Source organism: Trichocoleus sp. DQ-A1 (genome assembly GCF_039961955.1).
GTDB lineage: Bacteria > Cyanobacteriota > Cyanobacteriia > Cyanobacteriales > FACHB-T130 > FACHB-T130.
In genome coordinates this window covers 35,822-61,903 of sequence record NZ_JAMPKE010000017.1, presented here as the reverse complement: position 1 = coordinate 61,903, position 26,082 = coordinate 35,822, and the positions used below count along the sequence as shown (strand labels likewise).

Sequence of the window (26,082 nt, the reverse complement as noted above, 5' to 3'; positions counted from 1 at the left end):
AGATTGATGCCTACCTCTTAAGATTAATTAATAAAAATAATTTCCTTAGAGGCTATGGCACAGGAATCTGGCTCCAAGAATCAACCATTCGTAAAACCTGTAGGGCGGTGGGCGATCGCGGTTGTCGTGGCTGGTGCTTTAGCAACCAGCGGCGTTACCGTTTACAACCTCTATGCCTTGCGAGAGGCTGCTCAGCAGCCGGTGCCAGCAGTAGAGCCGAGTACGCCTCCTAAGCTTGCTGTGACTGCCTTGGGGCGTCTGGAACCGCAAGGGGAAGTGATCAAACTCTCTGCTCCTATGTCGGTTCAGGGCGCTGCTCGCGTGGATCAACTTTTGGTCGGTGAGGGAGATAAGGTCACAAAAGGTCAAGTGGTGGCAATTCTCGACAATCGCGATCGCTTACAAGCAGCTTTGGACAAGGCAAAACAACAAGTCAAAGTCGCCCAAGCCGATCTCAATAAAGTTAAGGCTGGAGCGCAAACCGGGGAAATTACCGCTCAGAAGGCAGCGATCGCTCGTACTCAAGAGGAGTTACGCGGGAGAATTGCCACTCAACAGGCGACGGTAGCTCGCTTAGAAGCCGAACTGCAAGGGGAAAAAAATGCGTCTGTTGCCAAGATTGCCCGCCTGACTGCCCAGATGGATAATGCGAAAAAGGAGTTTGAGCGCTATGAGCAGCTATATCAACAAGGTGCAGTTGGAGCTTCTCTCTTTGACACCAAGCGCTTAGAAGTAGAAACGGCACTTCGGCAACTCAACGAAACTCAAGCAACTGCTAACCAGAAAGTAGCCACCCTGGAACAGCAAATTAACGAAGCCAAAGCCACTGCTAAAGAGACAATCGCCACTCTAGAACAGCAAATCAACGAAGCGAAAGCAACGTTAGAAAAAATTGCGGAAATTCGTCCCGTCGATGTCCAAGCAGCGCAAGCCGAAATTGAGAACGCGATCGCATCCGTCAAACAAGCGCAAGCCGACTTGGAATCAGCTTATGTCCGCGTACCTGTTGCCGGTCAAGTTTTGAAAGTTCATACCCGTCCTGGAGAAACCATTGGTAATAATGGAATCGTCGAAATTGGGCAAACCGATTTGATGGTTGCTGTCGCAGAAATCTATGAAAGTGATATCGGAAAAGTGCGGCTAGGGCAGCAAGCGACGATTAACAGCGAGGGCAATGCTTTTGCTGATGAACTCAAAGGAACGGTCAATCAAATTGGCTTGCAAATTGGGAAAAAAGATATTTTAAATACCGATCCAGCCGCAGATGTAGATGCCAGAGTGGTGGAAGTAAAAATTCGCCTAAATGCAGAGTCCAGCCGCCGCGTTGCCGGTCTAACTAACTCTAAAGTCACCGTCAAAATTCGTATTTAGCTATCTGTACTAATGGCTTTTGAACAATTAGCCATTAGCCCCTTGCCAACAAGTTTTGTAGAATCATGCCAAAAATTCCTCTAGCCTGGTTACAGCTTACCCGTGAAAAAATGCGGCTGCTGGTGGCACTTGCCGGTATTGGTTTTGCTGACATTTTGATGTTTGTGCAGTTAGGGTTTCGCGATGCCCTTTTTCAAAGCTCCGTAAGCTTGCATGAAAATATGCAGGGGGACGTTTTTTTGGTCAGTTCCCAGTCCACGGCTTTGATTGCCATGAAAAGTTTCCCACAGCGGCGACTGTATCAAGCTCTCAGCTTTGACGGAGTAGAATCGGTCAGTCCAGTATATCTTGGCTTTGGCTTGTGGAAAAATCCAGAAAATCGCCGCACTCGCCAATTGATGGTAATTGGATTTAATCCCGCAGCAGAAATTCTAAATTTACCCGAAGTTAAAAATAACCGAGATAAAATTAAACTTCCAGATGTTGTTTTATTTGATGAAGCGTCTCGTCCAGAATTTGGGGCAGTTGGTGATTGGTTTAAGCAGGGAAAAACTGTTGAAACAGAAGTAGAAAGCCGTCGCGTCCAAGTACAAGGCTTATTCACGCTAGGCGCATCATTTGGAGCCGATGGTAATTTGATAACGAGCGATTTGAACTTTTTTCGGATGTTCCCTAGACGACAGAGAGGATTGATTGATATTGGAGTGGTTAATTTAGAAGCCGGTGCGGATGTAAGTCAAGTTATTCAAAATATGAAGGAGTCCTTTAATTTAAAGAAGAATGATGCGAAATGCCAAGACTTAAAAAATATGGATAAAGATTGTACAGATGTACAAATTTTGTCCCATGAAGAATTTATTGAGTTTGAAAAGACATATTGGCAAACCAGTACATCAATTGGATTCATTTTTGGTTTAGGAACCTTAATGGGATTTGTTGTTGGTACAGTTATTGTCTACCAAATCCTATATACTGATGTTGCCGATCATCTAGCTGAATATGCTACGTTAAAAGCGATAGGCTATACGGATTTATACTTACTAATTGTTGTTTTTCAAGAAGCTTTAATTTTATCAGTTTTAGGTTATATTCCTGGCTTTTCGTTAGCGTCAGGGCTTTATATTTTTATAAAAGGCGGTACAAATTTGCCGATTGCAATGACTGTTGTTCGAGCAACCGTAGTGTTGCTTTTAACTATTTTTATGTGCTTGATTTCAGGTGCGATCGCAGTCCGTAAGCTCCGAGCTGCCGACCCCGCTGATATTTTTTAAATGGTATTTTTTAACATAGCTAGTTGCTAATTTTAATAAAATTGAAAAATTATGCTGCAAGAACCGATTGTTGCAATTAAAAATCTCAATTATTACTTTGGCAAAGGTTCGCTCAGAAAACAGATTTTATTTGATATAAATCTGGAAATGCAACCGGGAGAAATTACAATCATGACTGGGCCATCAGGGTCAGGAAAAACCACATTATTGACTTTAATGGGCAGTTTAAGGTCTCCTCAAGAAGGTAGCCTGAAAGTATTAGGACAAGAACTAATTGGAGCTTCTAAAAGCCAAATGGTGCAGGTACGGCGGCACATAGGCTATATTTTTCAAGCTCACAATTTGCTGAAGTGCCTAACAGCGCGACAGAATGTACAAATGTCGGTGGAACTGCATCGGGATATTCCGTCACCGGAAGCTGCAACCAGGTCAGCCGCGATGTTGGAAGCGGTGGGGTTAGGCGATCGCGTAAATTACTACCCGGAAAATCTTTCTGGGGGACAAAAACAACGGGTAGCGATCGCGCGTGCTTTAGTGAGTCATCCTAAATTAGTATTAGCTGACGAACCTACTGCTGCTTTAGATAGTAAGTCCGGTCGCGATGTTGTCGAGCTGATGCAGCGATTGGCAAAGGAACAAGGATGTACGATTTTGATGGTAACTCACGACAATCGTATTTTAGATGTTGCTGACCGAATTATTCACATGGAAGATGGGCGTCTAGTCCGCGATACAGTTATTTCCGAAAAAACGCCTGCTTAAGTCAGATTTCTGAGTGAAAAATCCGATTGAAGTGGGTTGATTTCTCTTTATACACTACATAGTTTTTGGCGAATGGCTCATTCTACAAAAGGCAATCTTTTCATTTGCCATCTACACTTCAAGAAAGCCTTTTGTTTAGAGATGATTGTAACTAAGCTCATATCTTGCATCAAGATGTCAGAATAGAATGCTGGGACGATTGCATTCCAAATTTAAAAGCGCGGACTAACCGAAAACAAGGGTTTTGTAACCTGCTCTCGGCAGGTTTCGTTTGCGTGCTTCCTATCGCTGTGCGGTTTCAACTGCCCGGAGCAAGATGTCACTAAAGAATAACTAAGCAGAATCCACCCTGGTTGCTGATGGAAAAAAACTTATTTCTCAACATCCTAGCGCTTCGTGCGAATAGTGACATTGCCACCTTCACTTAATTGTTCTAGCACCAATAAAGGTGTCGGTTTGGCTTTTTGATCCCATTGTAGTTTTGCAAGACGACCCTGAATTGTGGGTTGCCAAGTATCGTGGTCTTCCGCTGGACTGAGGAATGTTTCAATACAATCAATAATTTGGCTAATCGTAGCAGAAGTCGCTTGGGTAGGTAATTTCATTAACTTGATTTGAATGCGGAAAAGCACCCGCTTAGAGCGCTTCGTACCCTCTCCCGTCTCATAAATGACATCAAAAATCTCATCAACTTGGCGTCCCGCTGTACTGGCAATGCCCACTGAGGCTTGTGATGCTTGGGTAGGACGCAGGGCGATAGTGATTAAGTCTTTTACTCTGACTTTGATTTGATTAACAATGGCAAAGTGAAATACCTCTTCATCCATTCGCATTCTGAGGTAATCCAGGTTGAATTCGCGTGAGTTAACCAAGTCAGGATTGCTTTCCATTCTATGAATAGAGTCAAGCGCCAACTTTAACTTTTTCTGGAGGTCTTTGACTTTAAAATCCTGGATCTTGGCTTTCTTTGCCATCTCATCCTTTTTAACCTTGACAAATACTGCTCCAGCAATGAGAAGTAACAGCAGTCCTCCGGAAGTGTACATCCAGATGGGCGCAGGTTGAGCGTTGGCGGCTGCGGCTGCTGGTTGGGCGGTTTGAGTTTTTTTGGCAGGGGCTTTAGGTTGAGCCTTCTTGGCAGGGGTTTGAGCCAATCGCAAGTCTACAATAAGGAACGGAGTGGACATAGTCGCTAGCCTAAAAAAATTCATGTCTATTTTCAGGATGCCCAAAAAAGCAGAAATTACAAAGTAAAAAGTATGAAAGATAAATAATCAAGTGTGAAATTCTGTCAAATCCTTTTTCGGAAAGCGGCTCGACTCTTAGTTTAGACCCAAATCACACTTCATTAGAGCTGACTTTAACGTGCTGTTAGCGCAACGGCGCGATCGCGCGGACTAGGCAAAACTACAGAGACTTTCATTGTTGGGTGTGAAGTGCGCTCAGGGGAGCTTTTGCAAAAATACCGATTGGCAAGACTCTCTAAAACTCTTGAAACCCTTGAAAAGTCGTAGCGATCGCCAAAACACCTTCCTCAAGGATCGGTAGTCGGAATTGTTTAGCGATCGCCAAACAGCAATCCCTGTGTTATTCAGTTGCTTCACTGGCAAGATATCAGCCAATAGGGAAAGCAGCCCCAGTCTGGGGCTGCTTTCCCTATTGGCTAAGAATGAGAGTATCTAGATTCTGCCCGATCTTATCTTTGGGCGCTGCTGCCAAGCTGATTCCAGGTTTGGATCACCTTCTCTAAAGGTGCAGGCAAACTCCCTTGATTAATCTCGGTGTAGCGAACTGTACCTTTGCGGCTGCTAAGGGTGTAGGTGATGTGATCGGCAGCACCGCTGGGTGCTGGGTAGCTTAGGTTCTTAAATTGGGCAAATTGCTGCCGTTCTAGCATTTGCTGAAACTGTCGTACCTGTTGCACAGGAATGCGGAGAACGCTACGTTCGGAGTCATTAGCATCGCCGATGCGAACCCGCATCAAGCTTCCGTCATTCAATAAAACAGTTTCGTAGGTTCTGCCAGTAAAACCGCCACTGGCAATCGCTCGAAACACCACATTTTTATCTAAGGATGGTGGTAGTTCGCTAGTCGGGATTGGCATTGGCTTGAGGATGCCAGTATCGCTTAGTTTACTTGCTGCTTGATTGAACTTAATAATGGAACCATCGCTGTTGGTGTGATAAACCAACAGTTGTAGCTTGCTTTGTACAGTTACCTGCCACCCAGGTATTGCATTAGTAAGACAACTCTCGTTAATACCGCCCAAACCCAGACAGCTATCCCAATTGTACTGTTGAGCTTGAACGATGCTGAGTTCGGTAGTGGGCACTTTGAACTGTCTGGAAGCTTCCCTTAAGACTGCATCTCGAACGGAATTCGGCAAACTCGCGAGTTGATCCACCTTCACGACAGAACCAGCTGCATTCGTGCGATAGACCAAGCGTTTTCCGCTTGCTTCTACCGTCACCTGCCACCCTTCTACTGTCGCTGGCGCACACAAAATATCAGGTGCGTAAATCCCTAGACACGCATCAGGCCAAGTCTTCTGTTCGGCCTGGACGACGCGAATCTGGTTTACCGGCAAACCCAGCTGCGTGGAGGCATCAGAAATCACAGCATTGGCAACAGATTTGGGGAAGTTTCCGGGGATGTTACTGCCAGGAGTATTCGACTTTTCTTGACGTAAAACTTGCCCTGTAGAATTGGTGCGATAGACCCAAGTTTTGTTATTGCTAGACACGACAACACGCCAACCGGGAACTAATGCTTGAGTACAAAATTCACCCGATTTCGGAAGTCCTAAACAGCCATCGTTCCAAGTTTCCTGACTAAACTGAGTAATTTTGAGCTTTCCCGGAGCGATGCCAGTTTGACGCGACAAATCTTGACGAACAGCGTTAGCAATCCGAGGCGGTAAGCGATTAGCTTGCTTACGGTCAAGATTTTGCCCAACTTTCTGGTCTTTAACCTTAACCAGTCTGGTGATAGACTCAGAAAGTCCGGCTGGGGCAGCAAATGCGGTTTGTAACAGTGTCAGACCTGCGCCTAAAGACAAGATGCCAGTTAGAACTAAAGCGGCAAAAACCCGATCGGATTGGTGAACTGTTTTACCAGAGTTTACGGGTTTGGAGTGATTTTTGAAAATCTGTCTCATAGAAACCTCAATAGAGTTGTTTTTGCAAGCGGAGAGCGTGTTAGGTGAGACGAGCGGCACTCCAACGCTCATCGAATGCATATAGCAGATAAAACGCTTGACGCTGCTATCGTGCGAGTTAGTTCCGCTGTTTCGTTCACCTGAATGGGTGATTTTTTACAAGTTTCAGATAGCGATCGCCAGCCAAAAAATTTAACTTCTGCAAAAACAGGTTTCTATAATCGTGTAGGTGTGTATTTATTCCAGCAAGGGAGCGATCGCGATGACTGTGTTGGTAGTCGCTACGGGAAATCCAGGCAAGCTGCGAGAGATGCAGAAGTATTTAAGCGGATTTGGCTGGGAATTGACCCTGAAGCCAGAGGAACTGGAGATTGAGGAATCGGGTGACACCTTCATGGCTAACGCTTGTCTGAAGGCATCCCAGGTGGCAGAGGCGACTGGAGAGTGGGCGATCGCAGATGATTCTGGCTTGGAAGTAGACGCCTTAGAGGGCGCACCTGGTATTTATTCCGCTCGTTACGGCAAAACCGACCCCGCTCGAATTGAACGCCTGTTGAATGAACTCGGCAACGAACTGAATCGGGAAGCCCAATTTGTGTGTGCGATCGCGATCGCTCGTCCCGATGGCGCGATCGCCCTGCAAGCCGAAGGAGTTTGCCGCGGCGAAATTCTCCACGCCCCTCGCGGTACGGGAGGATTCGGCTACGATCCGATTTTTTACGTTCCCAAAGAGCAAATGACCTTTGCGGAAATGACTCCTGAGTTGAAGCGCCAGTGGAGCCATCGCGGTCAAGCTTTTAAAATTCTCTTACCCCAGCTACAGACCTTAAAGACTGAGGATTGAGTCCAGAAGTTAGAAATCCAGCAACCAGAAATCAGAATTTTGCGATCGCCAAAAATTCTAATTTCTGATTTTTAATGACTCCTGACCTCTAACCTTGATGACTCAGTCCTCAGTCCTCAGTCCTCAGTCCTCAGCCCTCAGTCCTCAGTCCTCAGTCCTCAGTCCTCAGTCCTCAGTCCTGACTTAGACAGCTTCCAGATTCTTTTCCCCCGTCCGAATTCTGATGACCTGCTCTACCGGGCTGACAAAAATCTTACCATCACCGATTTCACCCGTTCGGGCAGCGGCAATGATTTTCTCAATCACCATATCAACCTGGCTGTCTTCAACAACGATCTCTACTTTAAGTTTTTGCAGAAACTCAACCGTGTACTCGGAACCGCGATAACGTTCGGTTTGGCCTTTCTGCCGCCCAAATCCTCGGACTTCAGAAACGGTCATTCCCACAATTCCCGCATTGACTAGCGCAATTTTAACTTCGTCGAGTTTAAAAGGCCGGATAATCGCTTCAACTTTTTTCAAGCTTCTAACTCCTCAGTTCGTTCTGGATTTGATCTGTACAATCAATTTGTACAACCAAAGGTACTCGTAAAGCGGCGGCTATGTTTTATCACTGCTCAAACAAAGATTTTTGTATTATATGATACATATTGCTCTTCACTCCTACCAGAGGCATCCATTGTGCCAACCCTAACTAACAGGTTTCTCTAGATATCGCTGACTCGTTAACTAGACATCGTTGACTAGAGAGTACAGTGAAGATGCGCGGGTTTGGAAATATTTTCCCCATTTGTATCAAAGCGGTTGTTCCAGGCAGATGCACCCGGTTCTTCCGACTCCTAGCAGAGTTAATCTTTCAGCCGTCAACCAGCAAGCTCAACGACTATTATTCAAAAGCGGACGCACAATCAAAAAGCCAGTGCCAAACGCTGTCGCCACAATCAAAAAGATGACGATGATTAACCACCAGCCACTCACATCTGCGGAACGCTCTGGCTGAGTTGGGCGACGATACCGACCTTCTTCTTGTTCGATTACCAAGCTTTCTGAAAAATCAGGTAATGGTGCTGGTTCCGCTTTGGGAGGGGAAGGAGGTAGAACTTCCACTGGCGGAGCGATCGCAGCCGAACGAGGAGGACGAGGAGGCTGCGGAGGACGCCGCTTAGGTGTTGCGTTTGGTGCAGTCCGAATTTCCGGTTCAATGGGGGGAGGGGGAACTTCAACTCGACCCCCGGAGGGAAACGAAGTTACTACCTGTTGTGCGTGCAAAGCTGACTGAACAACTTTTTCGATTTCTTGGCGCAGCTGTTGATTTTCTTTGGCTAACTGCTGATTTTGGGAATTCAGCGAGTCCAGCATCGCTTGCGCTGTTTGTAACTCTGCTGAGAGTTCTTTGTAAACCGAAATTGGCACTGAGGGACGGTAGGTATTCATTGGGCTTTGGGGAGTCTGCTCAGAAATATAAGCATTTTGCATTGGCGAGCGGGTCGAGGGATTAGACATCATGGATTTAGTTTAAGTTTGGTAAGGCAACAATAATGGAAAGTGAGGCGACTCTGACAGCCATTTTTTAACAAATTTGCTATTTAATCAACTAGGAATGTGCCCCAATCGATCTTTACGGTGTCATTGCTATAACCTTTGTATTCTCCGATTGTTTTAATTCTCCGATTGTAGGAGGGGAAAAAAGTGTCCCACTGGCCCTTGACCCTGACCAATGGCTAAAGCGTATTTTAGAGCAGTGGTGACATAATCTTTGGCTTTTTGAACCGCAGACCACCGATCTTTGCCCAAGGCTAGATTAGCCGCGATCGCGCTACTGAGCGTACACCCTGTGCCGTGAGTATTGGTCGTCTCTACGGTTGCGGTTTTCAAGGTTTCCAGATGGTGCCCATCGAACCAGATATCGATGCCGCGTAGATTCCCCTCCATTCCGCCTCCTTTCACTAATACAGCCGCACCACCTCCAAAATGATAAATCCGTTGGGCAGCAGAGCGCATATCATCCAAGGTATGAATCGGCAATCCGCTCAGTAATTGAGCTTCGTAGCGGTTGGGGGTCACAATCGCTGCTTTGGGGATTAAGACATCCCTCAACGTTGCCACAGCGTCATTGTCAATCAGCTGGGCACCCGTGCGCGATACCATGACGGGATCGACGACTAATTTGTCCAGTTTGAAAGCTTCCACAGCTTGCGCTACAGCCGCAATAATCTCCCCATTCAACAACATCCCCGTTTTCGCTGCTTGGACGCCAATATCCGTCACCACAGCCTCAATCTGGGCGACAATTGCTGCTGTCGGTAAAGCATCCACCCGCGTCACTCCCAGCGTATTCTGCGCTGTCACGCAAGTAATGGCACTGGTGCCGTGAACGCAGTGAAAGGCAAATGTCCGTAAATCGGCCTGAATGCCAGCACCGCCGCCGCTATCAGAACCGGCAATTGTGAGAGCAACAGGTACGCTTGAAGGGTTTTTAACGGTCATAGGAATGAGGAATGGGTAAGAGAAATGGGTAATTAGTTAATACCCGCAAATTAAGGACTACTAACAATTACTTTTACTCTAAATTTTGATGAAACCAATCCCAATCTAAATTGAATTGAATGATTAGATTTTACAAATTGCTGCAAATCGAGTGCTGCTCAATTTACAATTTGCCGATGAGTCGGCAAATTATTGCAATGCTGCCCTTGAGAAGCGAGTAGAACTGAGTTATGTGCCTAAAGACCTAATTAGAGGAAATATACGATGAGCCGCACTGATTTCCAGTTTAGGAGGGGAAATTCGTGCGGCGTGAGAGCATGGATGTAGCGATCGCTCCCGTAATCAGTCAAGTCTACCCACTTTTGGGACAGGTAATCATTGACTTCGGAACTTCTACCGAATTCAATCGGCTTCGTGGAAGTTTGTAAGAATTTCGCACCCTGCTAACTAAGGCTGGATTGCCCACGCATCAATTAAAAATTAAAAAGGAAGTGTTCCATTTTTAATTTTTAATTCTTCTAGCGTTGCGGACGCCGTCTTTGGAGAAATTCCGGAATATCCAATCCTCCACCTTGTTGAGGTTTAGGCTCAAACGTGGGGGTAGAAGGAGGAACGGGTGACGGTGCAATGGGTCGCTGTGGCTGTCTAGAAGTGCGTGCCTCCCTCGCCGCCGGTGTAGACTGAGTTTCCCCGCTAAATCCAGTCGCAATGACGGTAATTCTTACCTCACCTTGCATCCGGTCATCAATCACTGCCCCGAAAATGATATTCGCATTCGGATCGACCACTTCATAGATTGTTTCGGCTGCGGCATTCACTTCGTGCAGCGTCAGGTCGCTACCGCCGGTAATGTTAAAGACAACCCCTCTGGCTCCTTCAATCGAAGACTCTAGCAACGGTGAGGAAATTGCGGCGACGGCGGCTTCTCTGGCTCTCGATTTCCCAGAACCCACACCAATCCCCATCATTGCCGATCCCGCATCTGCCATCACGGCTCGGACATCTGCAAAGTCCACATTGACCAGTCCGGGAATCGTAATAATATCCGATATCCCTTGCACACCTTGACGCAGGATATCATCGGCGACGCGAAAGGCATCTTGAACGGGCATGGTTTCTGGAATCACTGCCAGCAGCTTATCGTTGGGGATGACGATGAGCGTATCTACCCGACCCTGCAAAGCGGCAATGCCTTCATCTGCCTGAGAAGTGCGACGGCGTCCCTCAAAGGTGAAAGGACGAGTGACAACACCCACCGTTAAGGCTCCCATTTCTTTGGCAACTTCTGCCACAATCGGGGCTGCACCCGTACCCGTACCGCCTCCCATCCCAGCGGTAATAAATACGAGATCGGTATTTTCTAAGGCATGAGCGATCTCGTCGCGCGATTCTTCCGCTGCCTTTTGACCAATGGCAGGATTACCTCCAGCACCTAAACCTCGCGTTAACTTCTGTCCCATTTGCAAGCGTTTAGCAGCCGAGGAGTGAGACAGCGATTGAGCATCAGTATTGATTGACCAAAACTCTACGCCACTGACATCACTGGCAATCATGCGGTTCACCGCATTGCCCCCACCCCCACCAACACCAATGACTTTAATTTTGGCGACGCTACCTAGCACGATGTTGTCACTCCTAGATTCTTCCCTGGGTGTTCCGTTAGCATCGTGATTATGGCCTAAATGTAACACGGTGTTATTAAAAGGATTCGCGCCGTCCACTGCGGGTGAACGACCTGCGTTCCCTGAGGGATTTGAGTTTTGGTGGGCAAGCCCTGGTTTACTATTGAGCGTCATTGCAATAGAAAGGGTCAATAAACAACTTTTTAGTTTAGGTAGCGATATGAGTCAACTATAGGGTAAGTTGACCCTTAAAACCAATGAGAGTCATAGTGCATTGACGTTCTTGAAGAGGTCTGGAGTCAACTGTCTGAAGGCTGATCCTACTAAAAGATGAAGGATATTCGTAAAGTAGATGCGCTCTTGGCAGGATGAACAATGAATTTAGCTCACAAGACGCCTTCTGTCTAAAGCCAGAATTCGCGTTCCCTCCAAGCTTATAAGGTTTTGGTTTTTTTGGGAGGGTTGCCTTTTTTCATTTGAATTGCTGGGGAATCGGGGTTTTTGAGGTCAATATAGGCAATTTCGCTGGTTGAAAAATGTGCTGGCAAATCTCGCATTCGATCGAGGACGGTGAGCTGATAGGCAAACCGAGAAGTGTAAGCACCACAATGTACCCATCCTTGCTCGGTTTTCAGAATTAAATTGGCTGGGTTTTGCCAATCAATTTCAAATACTTTGACCGGACTGCGGCTAACGGCTTGGTAAAGTGCCGACCAGTAGGGGCGATATTCATCCCGATAGCCAATGATTTTTAAGGTCGGCAAGGGAATGGTGCGCTCTAGTTCGGTGTAGCTTTCTAAGGGCATCCAGACGCCTTGTTCGTCCAACAATCCCAATACCGGCTGCGATCGCGTTTTGCGATTTGAGGAGGTTTGGCTGGAAGCAGGAGTCTGGCGCGTGCGCGTGCGGAGGGCGATCGCGACTGGCTGTCGTTCCGTAACTTGTACGGTGAGTCCTGGCGGCAACATTTGCCGGGTAACGGTAGCTTCCTTGATAGCAGGTTGTAATTCCAACTTATCGGCGATGATTTGCGGCTGTAGCCGCAGCAAATACTGAGGGTAAGATAGGGGCAGCAGCGACCGAATCGCTTGGATTGAAAGCGTTTTATTGCCCTCAATCGCAATTTGATCGGGTTTGCGGATCACCCAAGCGGGTAAAGTTGTCACCCAAACTAAACTGCCTGCTAAACCGGCGACGAAGATCGCTCGCCACATCGCTTGAAAAGATTTTATCCGTCGTTGGCGACGTAGTTTTTGACGCCGTTGGCTCAATTCGGTTTGTGATACTGATGCGATGCTTGTCATCCTAACTTCTCAATCGGGAGTTTGTGGTGCTTGAGGTAGACTGCACTCAACACAGCTTGATGGTGGTTCGCCGTAAGTTTAGGCGCGTCCTTCTTTAACTTAAACAGAGCGCTTGGGAGTTCCGACTATCCCCTCCTGACGGGGCTATCGCCCTATGCTCGCCAATCCGCTGACCGGGGAGAAAGTCACGATCGGTTCCCTCGGCAATTTCATCTAACAGGACGTTAACAGAATCTCTTTCTCTTTTCAGTACGGCTCATCAGGAACTGTAGCGGGAAATTCTAACGTCTAAATATTAACGTGACCGGGTCATTATGAACTCTGTTTAGACTACGGAAAAAGAATTTAAAATTGGGGATCGCTCTTCGCCGCCAAAATCTGGGCTTTTTCCATCGCTTTTTGGATCACTCGGCACGATTCGGCGAGGCAATCATCGCAATTCGACCTGAATCGAAGCGCATCTGAGAACCAAGCTGAGAGCGATCGCGTTATAGCCGCAAAGTAGCCGGTGGTTAGACGACTCAGGGCGAAGCATTCCTCTCAAATCCCCTCAACTCTACCAGGATGTATCTATCTCAGTGCAAGAGGGGTGCGCCCCTCCAGTCCGACTAGGGTCGCTTTAACGGAAGCTGTCTAGCAGTACAAAAATCAGTACAGGGATTGATCTGCATACTCAAGAGGTCGGCATGAAATTGGATTTGGAGAGATTCTATAAGGCTTGTAACCCTGCGAAGACGCTCATCTTCTCTAGGGCGGAAGATCGTCCCTACTATATCGATTTCTCAGCGGTGCGAGGTGGCAAAATTATTGAGGCGGTGGGGCGAACCATTGCCCGGATTTCACCCGACGATCCCACCAGTCAACTATTTACCGGACACATCGGCTGTGGGAAGTCTACAGAGCTATTTCGCTTGAAAGCCGAGTTAGAACGGCAGCAATTTCATGTGGTTTATTTCGAGTCCAGTCAAGAATTAGACATGGCGAATATCGATATCAGCGATATTTTGCTGGCGATCGCGCGTCAAGTCAGTGAAAGCCTGGAAGAAATTCAGATTCGGCTCAAACCAAGTTACTTTTCCAATCTCTTCAACGAGATCAAAGACATCTTGCAGACTCCGATTGATGTCTCCGCTGAAGCCCAATTATCTGTGGGGATTGGCAAAATTACTGCCAAAACCAAAGATAGCCCTAAGCTGCGGGATCAGTTGCGGCAGTACCTAGAACCCCGCACCGAAGGCTTTTTAAAAGCGATCAATGAAGAAATCCTGAAACGGGCGAACGAAGAACTGAAGCGACGCGGTCAAAAAGGCTTGGTGGTGATTATCGATAACCTGGATCGGGTCGATCCTCGACCGATGCCTTCGGGAGGTACCCTGCCAGAATATCTGTTTATCGACCGGGGGGCACAGTTACGCCGCTTGAGTTGCCATGTCGTTTACACGATCCCCTTGTCCTTAATTTTCTCTAACGATTACGAAGCTTTGAAGAATCGTTTGGGGGGTGGGGTGGCTCCCAAAGTGTTGCCAATGGTGCCGGTGCGGAACCGCGATGGTCGGGATTGCGAGGCAGGAATGACGTTGCTGCGAAAGATGGTGATGGTACGAGCCTTCCCAGAAGCGAACGAACAGCAGCACCTAGAGCTATTGACCAAGGTTTTTGATGCTTCTGAAACGCTGGATCGGTTGTGCCGGGTCAGTGGCGGTCATGTGCGAAACTTACTGGGATTGCTTTACAGCTGTCTTCAGCAAGAAGATCCCCCCTTCTCCCGTGCTTGTTTGGAGAATGTAATCAAAGAATACCGCGATGATTTGGCGCTGGCGATTGACGAAGAAGAGTGGGACTTATTGTTTCAGGTGGTGCAGCAGCAAAATGTGAAGGGCGATAAAGAATATCAGACGCTACTCAGAAGTATGTTTGTGTTTGAATATCGGGATGAGAATGGGCGCTGGTTTGGGCTGAATCCGGCTTTGATGGAGACGCCAAAATTTAAGTCTTTAGTGGCTCTTCACCCCTTAGAAGCGTGATGTATCTTGGATTGGGTCAGGATCGCGCTCCGATTGTTTTGCGTAGGGGCATGGCAGGGGCATTGCAATGCCACGCTCCTACAGAACGTGAATGCGTGAATGAGTGTAAGTTGATTTAATCCACGTTTCTGCTCGGAGAGATCGACTTAAATCTGGGTACGGAGGAGGCGATCGCTTCCTCAACCTGATTACCAGTAGGGGCACGGTATTGCTGTGCCTCTACTCGACATCGTTTTAGATGCAGCCTGTCTGGATTCCCAGCGCGGTAAACTGTTTAAACTAGCTGGTAACGTTCAGCCCCCGAAGAATTAAAGATAGTGCGCTATGAGTTCATTTTTATTGGAAGTCGGTACAGAAGAATTACCTGCAAGCTTTGTGAATGATGCGATCGCGCAATGGCGATCGCGCATTCCTGCCAGTCTTACCAAAAATAGCTTGGCTCACGAGGCGATTGAAGTTTATGCCACACCCAGACGCCTCGCGGTGCTGATAAAAGGGTTGCCCACTCAGCAACCGGATCGAGAAGAAGAAGTCAAAGGGCCACCCGCGCAGGCGGCGTTTAAAGATGGGCAACCCACGAAAGCAGCAGAAGGGTTTGCGCGAAAGCTCGGTGTGGAAGTCAACGCTTTAGAAATTCGCCCCACCGACAAAGGTGATTTTGTCTTTGTCCGCCAAACTATCCCCGGACGCCCAACTGCTGAAATTCTTACCCAGTTAGTTTCCCAGTGGATTTTTGGATTAGAAGGCAAGCGGTTGATGCGCTGGGGGGATGGGGACATCAAGTTTCCGCGACCGATTGAGTGGTTGGTGGCTTTATTAAATGATGCCGTACTGCCGATAGAGTTAGTCAATGGTTCGGAGACGATTAAGAGCGATCGCATGACACGCGCTCATCGGGTTTTGCATCCGGAATCCGTGACAATTTCTCAGGCAGATGATTATGTCGATTCTCTGCGTTCTGCTTCGGTGGAAGTGAATCCAGAATCGCGTCAAACCAAAATTCAAGAGCAAGTCCAGGCTGCGGCTCAAAAGATGGATGGCTACACCGAAATCTATCCAGATTTGCTGCAAGAAGTCACTCATTTAGTAGAGTTTCCCACAGCAGTTGTCGGAAAGTTTGATTCTGAATTTTTGAGCCTCCCGACTGAAGTGATTACTACGGTAATGGTCACTCACCAGCGTTATTTCCCAGTTTTTAAAACTGAAAAATCTAAAGAATTACTTCCCTATTTCATCACAATCTCTAATGGCGACCCGGCGAAGTCAGACATTATCGCTGAAGGAAATGCACGAGTAATCCGGGCACGATTAGCGGATGGTCAGTATTTTTATAAAGCTGACTTGTCCCAATCTTTAGAAAACTATTTACCCCAACTGGAAAAAGTAACCTTTCAGGAATCTTTAGGGTCAGTTCGGGAAAAAGTGGAGCGGTTGGTTAAAATTGCTGGTCACATTAACGAGCAACTGCAATTAGGAGTGGATGAAAGGAACAACATCGAACGAGCTACCTTGCTATGTAAAGCGGATCTCGTGACTCAAATGGTGGGAGAATTCCCCGAATTGCAAGGCATTATGGGACAGAAATATGCCTTGGCAAGTGGCGAACCGGAGGCTGTGGCAACCGCAATTATTGAGCATTATTTGCCGCGAGGTGCAGGAGATTCTTTACCCCAAACGATAACGGGGCAAGTTGTCGCTTTAGCGGATAGGTTGGATACTTTGGTCAGTATCTTTGGGTTGGGAATGCTGCCTACAGGTTCTTCCGATCCCTTTGCTTTACGTCGTGCGGCGAATGCAGTGATTAATATCACTTGGGCAGCAGATTTACCGATTAATTTGCATCAACTGCTGCAAAAAATTGTTGCTGATTTTGTTGCTAAGTATCCCAAGACAAAATCGGAGGAATTAGTGCGGCAATTGCAGGAATTTTTCTTGCAACGCATTCGCAATCTCCTCCAAGATGAGCGAAATACTGATTATGACTTGGTGAATGCAGTTCTGGGAGAAAACGATCCGGAGTATACAGAACGAGCGTTAAAAGATTTATTGGATGTACGTGATCGCGGTTTATTCCTCCAGACAATTCGCAATAATGGCAAGCTGAATGAAATCTACGAAACGGTCAACCGTTCGACTCGTTTAGCCGCCCAAGGGGATTTAGATAAAGCTCAGTTACAACCAGGAACGGTGGTGCGTCCAGAACTATTCCAGAAAGCATCAGAGCAAGCTTTTTATGATGCTTTAGTGCAGATAGTTCCGCAAACTCAAGCATCTCAAGAACAGCGAAATTACCAGCTATTAGTGGATGGTTTGGCGCAGATTGCTCCGACTGTTAGCACTTTCTTTGATGGGGCTGAAAGTGTTTTGGTGATGGATGCAGATCCCAATATCAAGCGTAATCGGTTGAATATCCTGGGGTTACTCCGGAACCATGCTCGCGTGTTGGCTGATTTTGGGGCGATTGTGAAGAGTTAGTCGGAAGTTAAGGGGTTTGATTTTAGGGAGTAAGTAGAAATTAGGAAGAAAAAACCGCGAAGGGCGCGAAGGAAGATTCAGGAAGGAAGATTCAGAAGGAGGCTATTGGTGGGAAATGAGTTTTTAAATACCGTTATCGCGATATGATACAGGATTGCTAAACTAGGGACTTCGCACTGCCATTGAGTTTATGCCCATCGCTTATATTATCGGTCTAGGAAAATCGGGAATTGCCGCTGCACGGTTGTTAAAACGGGACGGTTGGGCGGTGACGATTAGCGATCGCAACTCTTCCGAAAATCTCCGCCAAGAACAACAGCAGCTTGCCAACGAGGGCATTGACGTGAAGTTGGGCTATTCCTTGGAACTTAACGGTTCCGATTTGCCCCAGATGATTGTCGTCAGTCCCGGCGTTCCTTGGGATGCACCGATATTAATAGAAGCGAGGAAGCTAGGTATCGAGACAATTGGAGAAATAGAACTCGCGTGGCGACATCTCCAATCTTGTCCTTGGGTAGGCATTACTGGTACTAACGGCAAAACCACCACCACAGCTTTAGTGGCTGCGATTTTTCAAGCGGCTAATTTCCATGCTCCCGCCTGCGGCAATATCGGCTATGCTGCTGGGGAACTAGCGTTGGCGGAAAAGCCTCCAGATTGGGTAATTGCAGAACTCAGCAGCTATCAAATCGAGTCTTCTGCCACAGTTGCCCCCAATATAGGGGTTTGGACAACCTTTACACCCGATCACCTCAGCCGTCATAAAACCCTAGAAAACTACTACAACATTAAGGCGCATTTGCTGAGTCAGTCGCAGCAGCAAGTGTTGAACGGAGACGATCCCGAACTGCGGAAAACTGCACGCGATCGCTTTCCCAATGCTTACTGGACAAGTGTGAATAAAGCCGATTTGATTGGGGAGAAAGGTTTCTACATCGAAGACGGGTGGGTTGTAGAGACGCAAATGGAATCTCCACAAGCTGAAAAACAAGGTGAAAAAATCGTGCAAGCATCGGCGTTGCGGATGGTGGGAGAACACAATCTGCAAAATCTGCTGATGGCGGTAGCGGCGGCGAGACTGGCAGGAATTGAGAAAGAGGCGATCCAAGAAGCGATCGCAAACTTCCCCGGCGTTCCCCATCGCCTGGAACACATCTGCACGCTGGCGGGGATTGACTTTATCAACGACAGCAAAGCCACCAACTACGACGCCGCCCAAGTTGGATTAGCTTCCGTTAACAGTCCCGCGATTTTAATTGCTGGTGGTGAAGCCAAAGCGGGTGATGACACCAGTTGGCTAGAGACGATTCAAACCAAAGCCACCGCCGTATTACTCATCGGTGACGCCGCCACTGTTTTTTCCCAGCGACTACAAGACGTTGGCTATTCCAGTTACGAAATTGTACAAACAATGGAGAAGGCTGTCTCTAGAGCGGCTGAATTAGCTCAAGCTCATGGCGCTAAAGTTGTCTTACTTTCTCCAGCCTGTGCCAGTTTCGATCAATACCAAAATTTTGAGCAACGCGGCGACCATTTCCGCCAACTTTGCCTTGAGTTATTGTAGCAATTAGAACTGGAGCATTTAGAACTGTAGCAATTAAACGAGTTCCGCTGTCAATTCTTGAATATATAGCTGATTGCAAGGGATTGTATCCGCTAGACTTGCATCGAATATCATACCCGTATGAATTTCTAGCTGAGCATCCGGTAACGCTTCAAAGAAAAAACGTTCTTTTGGAAAAACAATCCGCTCAAAGTACCAATTTGGGATATTCGCAATCCGAGCGATCTGAATTTGGCTGGTGGAATTGATATAACAGCAGAGAATTCTATCAGACGAATTTGGAGGAAGAGAATCAAGTATCTGAGTCATAACTATCCTATTTCTGTAAGGCTGATGATGAATGAATCTGGCTTTGCCGAAAACTCATACCAATTCGGTTGCTAATTTATAAAGCAGGGAATCGGTAATTTGTAATGTCTTTTCTTTACAGGATAGGGGTAATGCGAAAAGGCTGTCGGGTAAAATCCTGCCTTAACTGGGTGCTTATCCCATCAAGATTAAACTGAGCAACAGTCATTTTGTTATACTCATCTTGCATAAATTCATGCAGCATCCAAAACCATCTATCTCGATAGGGGGTTCCTTCAGTAAATCTTGAAGCAAGTTTGTAAGCATCTCTCATGGATACCAAGAACCCGTATTTATCGATGTCTTCTTCTTTTATACAATTTTTCTGCCAATAGACTGTAAGAGCATTCAGAGTTGCTTCATCAAGTAAATAAATTTCTTCTTTTTGACTCATTTTGTATTGTTCAACAGAATCTGTTGCCCTGAATAAACTGCTGTGAAAAATATCTTAATATTAACCAATTAGATAAATGAAGAAGCAGTATCGCAGATGATTTTTTGAGATCGTTCGCTCAATGTTGGTTGTTTAAGCTTCTTCCCATCTAACGGTCTATGTGAAACCCTGGTTTAGCTTTGACAAGAGTGATTAAATTTGGCATTTCCTGGTAACAATAGCTACAAAACCAGTAAACTTTCCCCAAAGCAGCATGGCGGACTAAGGGCTGGGAACAGCAAGGACAAGAAGGCATTTTTCTTTTCTATTCAAACGCTTTATCTAAAAGTTAACGCCTAAAAGTGAAGAAGTCGGGAAGAAGGAAAGTTAGATTTTGTCAGCGTAACCATGCTTAAGGTCGGGGCGGGCTGTTTTGGAGACGATAACCTACGCCATAAACGGTTTCAATTAAATCAGCGGGTGCGCCCACTGCTTGCAGTTTCCGCCGTAAATGCTTAATGTGAGCCTTGATGGTCTCTTCATGAGGCATTTCTTCAGGCTGCCAAAGGCGTTGGAGAATCTCATCTCGCTTTAATATGCAGCTACCCTTTTTCAAGAACAGTTCTAGTAAGCAACACTCTTTTGCAGTTAAATTCAGAGGTTGACCGGCATAGGTAGCTTCATGGGTAGCTGGATTGAAGTGTAAGTCTCCCCACTTCAACACCGACTGCAAAGCCGAACCCTCTGAGTCCATTACCGTTTTGGCAGAAGCCAATAGCCTTATCAGTTTTTCTCGCTCTTTTCTTAGTTTTCTTAGGCTATTTCGCTGAGTGATTAGGAGCTTTTGTTGCTCAGTTAGTGCTTTTTGTCGCTTTTCATGGTTATTTTGACATGTAATCAAGTTTTTTTGGCTCCTTATCCTCGCTTGTTGTTGTCTTTCACTGGCTTCTGATTGATTAAGAGAGTTATCTGTATCGCTACTATGTGTGAAATTCATTTGTTTTAGGTGTAAACAAAAACGACACTAGCAGAGTAAAAGTTGCATTACAGCTAGAAGATTTATGGCTGTATGGCTGTAACGAACTTCGATTTTTTTAACTTATCTACGATCTATGACATTAGTGCCAACTATGACGTTAGTGCCAAAAAGTGAAAATCTGAGGTCAGGGTAAGATTCAATCGATAGTTTGGGGGACTTCCCTTCCGATGAAGCGATCGCCCTCGTTTCACTGAACGCTACTTAAACCTGAGACTCTTGTTTCAAGCGATAGCCCAAACCATAAACAGTTTCAATCAAATCACTCGGGGCACCAATCGCTTGCAATTTCTGCCGTAAACGCTTGATGTGGGTCTTGATTGTTTCTTCTTGCGGGATTTCTTCAGTGGGCCAAAGGCGGTCGAGAATCGCACTCCGACTCCACACCCGGCGACCATTTCGCACGAACAGCTCGATTAAGCGATACTCTTTTGCCGTCAATTCCAGAGGATGACCGCCATAGGTGACTTCACAGGTAATCGTGTTACAGCACAAGCCTTCCCAGTTAAGGATGGGTGGTACCGTCAAACTACCCCGACGCAGTAAAGCACGGATGCGAGCAAGTAACTCTTGCTTGTCAAAAGGGTAAACAACATAATCATCTGCGCCTGCATCTAATACCATTACCTTCTGAGCAGCGCTATCCTGAGTAGCCACGATGAGGACAGGAGTGCGATCGCCCATGCACCGCAATTGTCGGCAAAAGTCGATACCGTTCAAGTTCGGCAAGCACAAATTCAAGATAATCAAGTCGTAGGGAAAGGTTTGCGATTGCTCCCATCCGGCTTGACCATCAGGGGAAAAATCAACTACATAATTTTGGTCAACGAGCGCTTGGTTCAGGGTTTTAGCAAGGTATTGCTCATCTTCCACTAGCAGAATTCTCATAGGAGCTTCACTGAAAAAGTGAAAAACTAGGGAAAAGTTGGGTGTTTCCCTAGAGTATCACCGAGAAGCTGATTAAAGCATTGCTCTCTAGCATAGGATATAAAAAACGTCAACTATTTTTGGGCAATGCCAGCCGTTATTGCCCGAAATTGCTGCCAGCAGATGGTGAGGAGGTGGATGGCTCCGATTCCAGGCGATCGCTTTCCAAAAGCCGAGCGATCGCGTTCGCAACGAGCTGGGCGGCTCCTTGGAAGAAGGGTCGATCTAAATTGGTCGGCGTATCGCTGGGCTGATGATAGTGGGGAGTCCGCAGATTCGCTGTATCGGTCAACAGCACTGCACCCACTCCCCGATACCAGAACGGCGCATGATCGCTACGCAACACATCGGGGGTCATGAGACCTTTTAAAGGCACGGGTACGGTGAGAACCAGGGGTAAACCGGGTTGAGCGGACTTTTTAAAAGCGTCTAGCAGTGGCAAGTGTTCGGTGTCCCCAACGACCGCTAGAAAGTCACCTTTATCGCTGGGTGGAGTGATGGGCAAACCAGGGGGAAATTTCTGGCAGCCTGGGGTGTAGCAAGCATAGCCCACCATATCCATGACGATGACGCCGCGCAGGTTATCTAAATTTGTCTGCTTTGCGGCAAAGGCAAGACTGCCCCGGAGTCCCAATTCTTCTTGGTCAAAGAATGCTAATTGTAATGTCTGGGGAGTGGGGCGGGAACCGAAAAGATGAGCCATTTCCAGAATTACGGCAACACCGCTAGCATTGTCATCGGCACCAGGAGAACCGGGAACGGTATCGTAATGGGCGGCGATGAGAACGGTTCCCGCTTTCTTATCGGTGCCTTTGCGAGTCGCAACAACGTTGACGCCGCCCTCAAAGGTTTGTAATTTGGGCGACCAGCCCGATTTTTTGAGCGATTGGGTGAGATATTTGCGAGTGCGATCGCGTTCTGTCTGGGTGTAGCGCTGAAAGTTTAAGGCGTTGACGTGCGCCATCAGCCGCTTTGGGTCTACATTCGGGGCATTGACGGGTTTCTCAGACGCCACTGCTATGTCGAAATGCTGGACTGGAGGTGCTGGAGTGCTTTCTACCCGGCTTTCAATGACTGGTTGCGATCGCTGCTGGAAGAATTCATGGCTGCTGACGGCGACTGCGATCGCGACCAGTGCTAACACCGAGACTATCCATTTCCTCATTTTTCTACCTAAAATTACCGTTTGTTTATCGCCGCCCCCCGTCCAGACCTAGAATAACGACTGAGGGAGTTGGGTCTATTCCAGCTTTCGACCGAACAAGCCGCTGGAGAGGTTCCTAAGAAACAAACATAATGTTGGATTTGTTGCTAGTCATGGCTCTGGGATTTTTAGGGAGTTTTGGTCACTGCGTGGGAATGTGTGGCCCTCTCACCGTAGCGTTTTCCCTGTCCCATCAGCAAAATACCGCTCCCCGCTGGCAGCAGCAACTGTATTTTCACGGGCTATTAAATTTGGGGCGGATTGTTAGTTATACCCTCACGGGTGTTGGACTTGGGGCACTGGGTTCTCTATTAATTGCCGGAGGGCAATTCGCTGGGATCGGCAGTGACTTGCGCCGCGCGATCGCTATTTTGACCGGACTGATGCTGATCTGGTTTGGCTTGGCACAGATTAAACCAGATTTCCTGCCTCGGCTCCCGATTTTACATCCCCTCAAGCAAGGCATCTGGCACAATCGTCTGAACGCCGCAATGGTCAAGCTGTCGCTGAAATCAAGCCAGTCGCCGCCCGGAGGGGTATCTACAAGCGATCGCCAAAATCGCCTTTCCTTAACACCGGCTTTATTGGGGCTGGTTTGGGGCTTAATTCCCTGCGGATTCTTGTATGCAGCTCAACTCAAGGCAGCGGAAACGGGCAGTCTCTGGATGGGGGCAGCAACTATGCTCGCTTTTGGGCTGGGAACGCTACCGATGATGCTGGGCGTCGGAGTGTCGGCATCTAAATTAAGTGCTGACAAACGCAGCCAGTTGTTTCGGTTGGGCGGTTGGGTGACGCTGACGATTGGTATCCTCACCCTGATGCGAACCGGCGACACAATGGTAGATTACACGGGACACGCGGCGTTACTGTGTTTGATGCTGACTCTGATTGCCCGTCCGGTTAGCCGCTTCTGGTCGCAATTCTTACATTACCGCCGTGCCTTGGGAGTGGGAGCTTATGTGCTGTCCCTTGCCCACACTTTTCACATGGTAGAGCATACGCTGAACAGGAATTTCAACGCAGTGTTTTTTATGTTGCCAGTGCATCAATGGGGGATGGGTGCGGGAGCGATCGCTTTGGCGTTGATGACTCCAGCAGCACTAACTAGTTTTGACCAGATACAGAAATCTTTAGGCAAACGCTGGCGACAGATTCATCTGCTGAGCATTCCAGCGTTTCTCCTGTGTGTAATTCATGCGGTGCTAATCGGTTCCCATTACCTCGGTACTTTAGGGGGGACTTGGGCGAATCAGCTGCGGGTAGGGCTACTGGGAATGGTGGCGTTGGGTGTATTACTGGTGCGAGTTCGCTGGATTTGGTCACTTTTTTCACTTGAAAAATTATATGTCCCTCCTTCCCAGTCTCGGTAAAAGTATCACCTTACAAATTGACCAACCGTCTCTTCATCAGAGGGGTTGGGATAATCGCGGATATTTGTTGCAGACAATGGGTGAAACGGTGTTCTTCCTGACACTACTGGTTACACCCGCGACTGCCCATAAGGTGCAAATTGCAGAAGATGTCGGCGGTACCCTGCACATCGAACCCAATGACAACCCCAAAGCTGGAGAAGCTTCTCTTACCTGGTTTGCACTCACGCGCAAGGGCGGTCAAGTCATCCCCTTGCAGCAGTGTAATTGTCAGTTAACTGTCTACTCTGAACCCCGCACCCCAAACGCCCCCCCCGTCTTGTCGCCCGCGCTGAAAGCCATTTCCGCAGAAGGGTATCAAGGCATTCCGGGTGCCGAGATTGTCTTCCCCAAGCCGGGGACTTATCAGCTGCAACTCAGTGGCACACCCGCATCGGGAGCAAATTTTCAAGCGTTTGAGCTGAAATTTCCCGTTACCGTGGCAGCAGGGACGGCGGTGCCAAAAGTCAGTCAATCTAGCCAGCCGTCTACTCAGGAGCCAGTTCCCGCCAATCGCTCGGCTAGCGCGAATAGCTTGGCATTTCCTAGCGCGATCGCTATATTCGTCATTCTCGGACTGGGAATCGCTTGGCTTGTCTGGCGGCGAAGAAAGTAAAGATGCTGGGAGACATTACGACACGATGTGCAATTTTCTTGAATGAAAATCCCACCGGATGCTTCTAACTTGCTTTAGAAGCATCCGGTGGGACTTGTGTTCTGGATGGCGGTTCTCACGCTTAGTGCATACGCTCGGAACCTCACCCCCAACCCCTCTCCGTGAACGGAGAGGGGAGAATATTGAACCCCTCCCCGTTTACGGGGAGGGGCTGGGGTGGGGTTCAACATTCACGGGGAGGGGCTGGGGTGGGGTTCACCTTAATAGGTGCCGTCTTCGTACTCCGGCGCTTTGGTTTTTTCAGGAATGTTTAGGCGGGGCGCTTTGTAAGGTTCTGGCTCCTCAGCATCTTCCCAAACATCTTTCTCCTCGTATGCGTCTTCTTCGTAGTCCTCTTCGTCGTCGTATGGCTCAGATTCCACGTAGGGTCGATCTTCATAGCGAACGCCCCGCGTTTCGGTTGTCGCCTCGCTCCAGTTATCCTCTTCGTCGTCTTCTTCGTAATAAATGGATTCGGCTTGGCGCTTCCGAACTGGCTCTGGTTCTGGTTCGTCCCACTCGTCCTCATCCCAGCGGTTTTCAACAACCGGGGTGGAAGTGCGGAGTGGCGTGACGGTCGGAGTGCGAATGGGGATGCCAGTTCCCAGCTGCTTGTCCGATGCAACCGTCGGCTGAAAGTAAGCTTCCTCGTCTTCCCGTTCCCAAGGCGCTCTGCCGATGCCCAGACGCTCTAAAACGCCCACCGTTAGCTGAACGAGACGCTCTTCGGAGCCTTCAAATACAATTAATCGATTCGGGCCACTGCTGACAATTTCCTCTATCGGCAGCTCATAGGTGCTAATCACCTGGTCGGGAATTTGCGGCAACCCCAAAGATGCAACGATCAAGGAGTAAACTTTGCCACTGTCAGGATCGAACTTGAAACTCCGGACTCTGCCTAGAAGTTCGCCCGTTTCCGTAATCACTTCGCTGTTGATCAGGGTGCTGTAGGCATCAACGTCGATATCTTCAATAACGTCGTCATCTTCAACCAAGATCACATCGCCCATCTGACGGATGCTATCAAGGAGCATATACCGGGGCATTCCCGCAATCGAGAGCAGATTGTCTCGCAAACCGAGCGCCACAACCTTGCGCTGATCGATGTCTACCAATAGCTCCTTGACAACACCCACGCGCTTACCAGTGTCGCGGGTGATGACTTGGGTATTTAAAATGTCGGAGCGTTGACGGATTTGTTCAGATGTCATTGGAGGCCGAATCCCGATCTCGAATCCTATTAGTTACT

General features: G+C 47.7%; 23 protein-coding genes. 10 read left to right on the top strand and 13 right to left on the bottom strand.

Translation table 11 applies throughout. The features are described 5' to 3' along the window. Window positions 1–54: 54 nt before the first annotated feature. The 3 genes from NDI33_RS17000 to NDI33_RS16990 all read left to right on the top strand — a co-directional run bounded on the left by NDI33_RS17000 (window position 55) and on the right by NDI33_RS16990 (window position 3,404). Window positions 55–1,371, top strand: a complete 1,317-nt coding sequence (locus NDI33_RS17000) for an ABC exporter membrane fusion protein (protein WP_190678670.1) — start codon at window positions 55–57, stop codon at window positions 1,369–1,371. Between the two features lie 65 nt (window positions 1,372–1,436). Beyond that, window positions 1,437–2,642, top strand: a complete 1,206-nt coding sequence (devC, locus tag NDI33_RS16995; RefSeq protein ID WP_190678668.1) for an ABC transporter permease DevC — start codon at window positions 1,437–1,439, stop codon at window positions 2,640–2,642. A gap of 51 nt (window positions 2,643–2,693) precedes the next feature. Continuing rightward, window positions 2,694–3,404, top strand: a complete 711-nt coding sequence (locus NDI33_RS16990; RefSeq protein WP_190678666.1) for a DevA family ABC transporter ATP-binding protein — start codon at window positions 2,694–2,696, stop codon at window positions 3,402–3,404. Between the two features lie 386 nt (window positions 3,405–3,790). Here the strand turns inward: NDI33_RS16990 and NDI33_RS16985 are convergent, their stop codons facing one another. After that, entirely contained in the window at window positions 3,791–4,591 is an 801-nt protein-coding gene (locus tag NDI33_RS16985; RefSeq protein ID WP_190678664.1) for a hypothetical protein, read from the bottom strand. A gap of 509 nt (window positions 4,592–5,100) precedes the next feature. Then, window positions 5,101–6,561 (bottom strand): hypothetical protein, encoded by a 1,461-nt coding sequence (locus tag NDI33_RS16980; RefSeq protein WP_199302602.1) that lies wholly within the window; start codon window positions 6,559–6,561, stop codon window positions 5,101–5,103. Window positions 6,562–6,823: 262 nt separating this feature from the next. Here NDI33_RS16980 and rdgB point away from each other — a divergent pair, with 262 nt between their 5' ends. Next, window positions 6,824–7,405: an RdgB/HAM1 family non-canonical purine NTP pyrophosphatase gene (gene rdgB, locus NDI33_RS16975; RefSeq protein WP_190678663.1), complete on the top strand. Its 582-nt coding sequence runs from the start codon at window positions 6,824–6,826 to the stop codon at window positions 7,403–7,405. 183 nt (window positions 7,406–7,588) lie between these two features. Here rdgB and NDI33_RS16970 read toward each other — a convergent pair whose 3' ends face one another. The 3 genes from NDI33_RS16970 to thiD all read right to left on the bottom strand — a co-directional run bounded on the left by NDI33_RS16970 (window position 7,589) and on the right by thiD (window position 9,892). Further along, window positions 7,589–7,927: a P-II family nitrogen regulator gene (locus NDI33_RS16970; RefSeq protein WP_190412314.1), complete on the bottom strand. Its 339-nt coding sequence runs from the start codon at window positions 7,925–7,927 to the stop codon at window positions 7,589–7,591. A 354-nt stretch (window positions 7,928–8,281) separates the two neighbouring features. Then, a complete protein-coding gene (locus NDI33_RS16965; RefSeq protein WP_242033273.1) occupies window positions 8,282–8,911 on the bottom strand; it encodes a DUF3450 domain-containing protein in 630 nt (209 codons plus the stop codon). A gap of 153 nt (window positions 8,912–9,064) precedes the next feature. Next, window positions 9,065–9,892, bottom strand: a complete 828-nt coding sequence (gene thiD / locus NDI33_RS16960; protein WP_190678662.1) for a bifunctional hydroxymethylpyrimidine kinase/phosphomethylpyrimidine kinase — start codon at window positions 9,890–9,892, stop codon at window positions 9,065–9,067. A 302-nt stretch (window positions 9,893–10,194) separates the two neighbouring features. Here thiD and NDI33_RS16955 point away from each other — a divergent pair, with 302 nt between their 5' ends. Continuing rightward, window positions 10,195–10,320 carry a hypothetical protein gene (locus tag NDI33_RS16955; protein WP_277878946.1) on the top strand — a complete coding sequence of 42 codons (126 nt, stop codon included), beginning with the start codon at window positions 10,195–10,197 and terminating at the stop codon, window positions 10,318–10,320. Window positions 10,321–10,410: 90 nt separating this feature from the next. Here NDI33_RS16955 and ftsZ read toward each other — a convergent pair whose 3' ends face one another. Both ftsZ and NDI33_RS16945 read right to left on the bottom strand, forming a co-directional pair. Continuing rightward, entirely contained in the window at window positions 10,411–11,688 is a 1,278-nt protein-coding gene (gene ftsZ, locus NDI33_RS16950; RefSeq protein ID WP_190678660.1) for a cell division protein FtsZ, read from the bottom strand. Between the two features lie 260 nt (window positions 11,689–11,948). Further along, window positions 11,949–12,818: an FtsQ-type POTRA domain-containing protein gene (locus NDI33_RS16945; RefSeq protein WP_190678658.1), complete on the bottom strand. Its 870-nt coding sequence runs from the start codon at window positions 12,816–12,818 to the stop codon at window positions 11,949–11,951. Window positions 12,819–13,504: 686 nt separating this feature from the next. On the opposite strand from NDI33_RS16945, the gene NDI33_RS16940 reads away from it, so the two are divergent. The 3 genes from NDI33_RS16940 (at window position 13,505) to murD (ending at window position 18,881) form a co-directional block, all read left to right on the top strand. Next, window positions 13,505–14,842 (top strand): P-loop NTPase fold protein, encoded by a 1,338-nt coding sequence (locus tag NDI33_RS16940; RefSeq protein ID WP_190678657.1) that lies wholly within the window; start codon window positions 13,505–13,507, stop codon window positions 14,840–14,842. Window positions 14,843–15,166: 324 nt separating this feature from the next. Then, a complete protein-coding gene (gene glyS, locus NDI33_RS16935) occupies window positions 15,167–17,317 on the top strand; it encodes a glycine--tRNA ligase subunit beta (RefSeq protein WP_190678655.1) in 2,151 nt (716 codons plus the stop codon). 190 nt (window positions 17,318–17,507) lie between these two features. Next, window positions 17,508–18,881, top strand: coding sequence for a UDP-N-acetylmuramoyl-L-alanine--D-glutamate ligase (murD, locus tag NDI33_RS16930; protein ID WP_190678653.1), 1,374 nt, complete (start codon window positions 17,508–17,510; stop codon window positions 18,879–18,881). A gap of 33 nt (window positions 18,882–18,914) precedes the next feature. On the opposite strand, the gene NDI33_RS16925 is transcribed toward murD, so the two are convergent. The 5 genes from NDI33_RS16925 to NDI33_RS16905 all read right to left on the bottom strand — a co-directional run bounded on the left by NDI33_RS16925 (window position 18,915) and on the right by NDI33_RS16905 (window position 22,730). After that, complete coding sequence (locus NDI33_RS16925; RefSeq protein WP_190412307.1) at window positions 18,915–19,190, bottom strand: DUF1830 domain-containing protein; 276 nt, start codon at window positions 19,188–19,190, stop codon at window positions 18,915–18,917. 115 nt (window positions 19,191–19,305) lie between these two features. Further along, entirely contained in the window at window positions 19,306–19,623 is a 318-nt protein-coding gene (locus tag NDI33_RS16920) for a hypothetical protein (RefSeq protein ID WP_190412306.1), read from the bottom strand. 391 nt (window positions 19,624–20,014) lie between these two features. Next, on the bottom strand, window positions 20,015–20,377 hold the full coding sequence (locus tag NDI33_RS16915) for a winged helix-turn-helix domain-containing protein (RefSeq protein ID WP_199302601.1): 363 nt from the start codon (window positions 20,375–20,377) through the stop codon (window positions 20,015–20,017). Between the two features lie 465 nt (window positions 20,378–20,842). Further along, on the bottom strand, window positions 20,843–21,526 hold the full coding sequence (locus NDI33_RS16910) for a response regulator transcription factor (protein ID WP_190434382.1): 684 nt from the start codon (window positions 21,524–21,526) through the stop codon (window positions 20,843–20,845). 136 nt (window positions 21,527–21,662) lie between these two features. Further along, the gene (locus tag NDI33_RS16905; protein ID WP_190678651.1) at window positions 21,663–22,730 is read right to left on the bottom strand and encodes a M20/M25/M40 family metallo-hydrolase; all 1,068 of its coding nucleotides are present in this window, start codon (window positions 22,728–22,730) and stop codon (window positions 21,663–21,665) included. 131 nt (window positions 22,731–22,861) lie between these two features. Here NDI33_RS16905 and NDI33_RS16900 point away from each other — a divergent pair, with 131 nt between their 5' ends. Then, the gene (locus NDI33_RS16900; protein ID WP_190678649.1) at window positions 22,862–24,139 is read left to right on the top strand and encodes a sulfite exporter TauE/SafE family protein; all 1,278 of its coding nucleotides are present in this window, start codon (window positions 22,862–22,864) and stop codon (window positions 24,137–24,139) included. Then, complete coding sequence (locus tag NDI33_RS16895) at window positions 24,114–24,794, top strand: hypothetical protein (protein ID WP_199302600.1); 681 nt, start codon at window positions 24,114–24,116, stop codon at window positions 24,792–24,794. Before NDI33_RS16900 ends, NDI33_RS16895 begins: the two co-directional genes overlap by 26 nt. 260 nt (window positions 24,795–25,054) lie before the next feature. Here the strand turns inward: NDI33_RS16895 and NDI33_RS16890 are convergent, their stop codons facing one another. After that, on the bottom strand, window positions 25,055–26,044 hold the full coding sequence (locus NDI33_RS16890) for a PRC-barrel domain-containing protein (protein WP_190528679.1): 990 nt from the start codon (window positions 26,042–26,044) through the stop codon (window positions 25,055–25,057). Window positions 26,045–26,082: the final 38 nt, after the last annotated feature.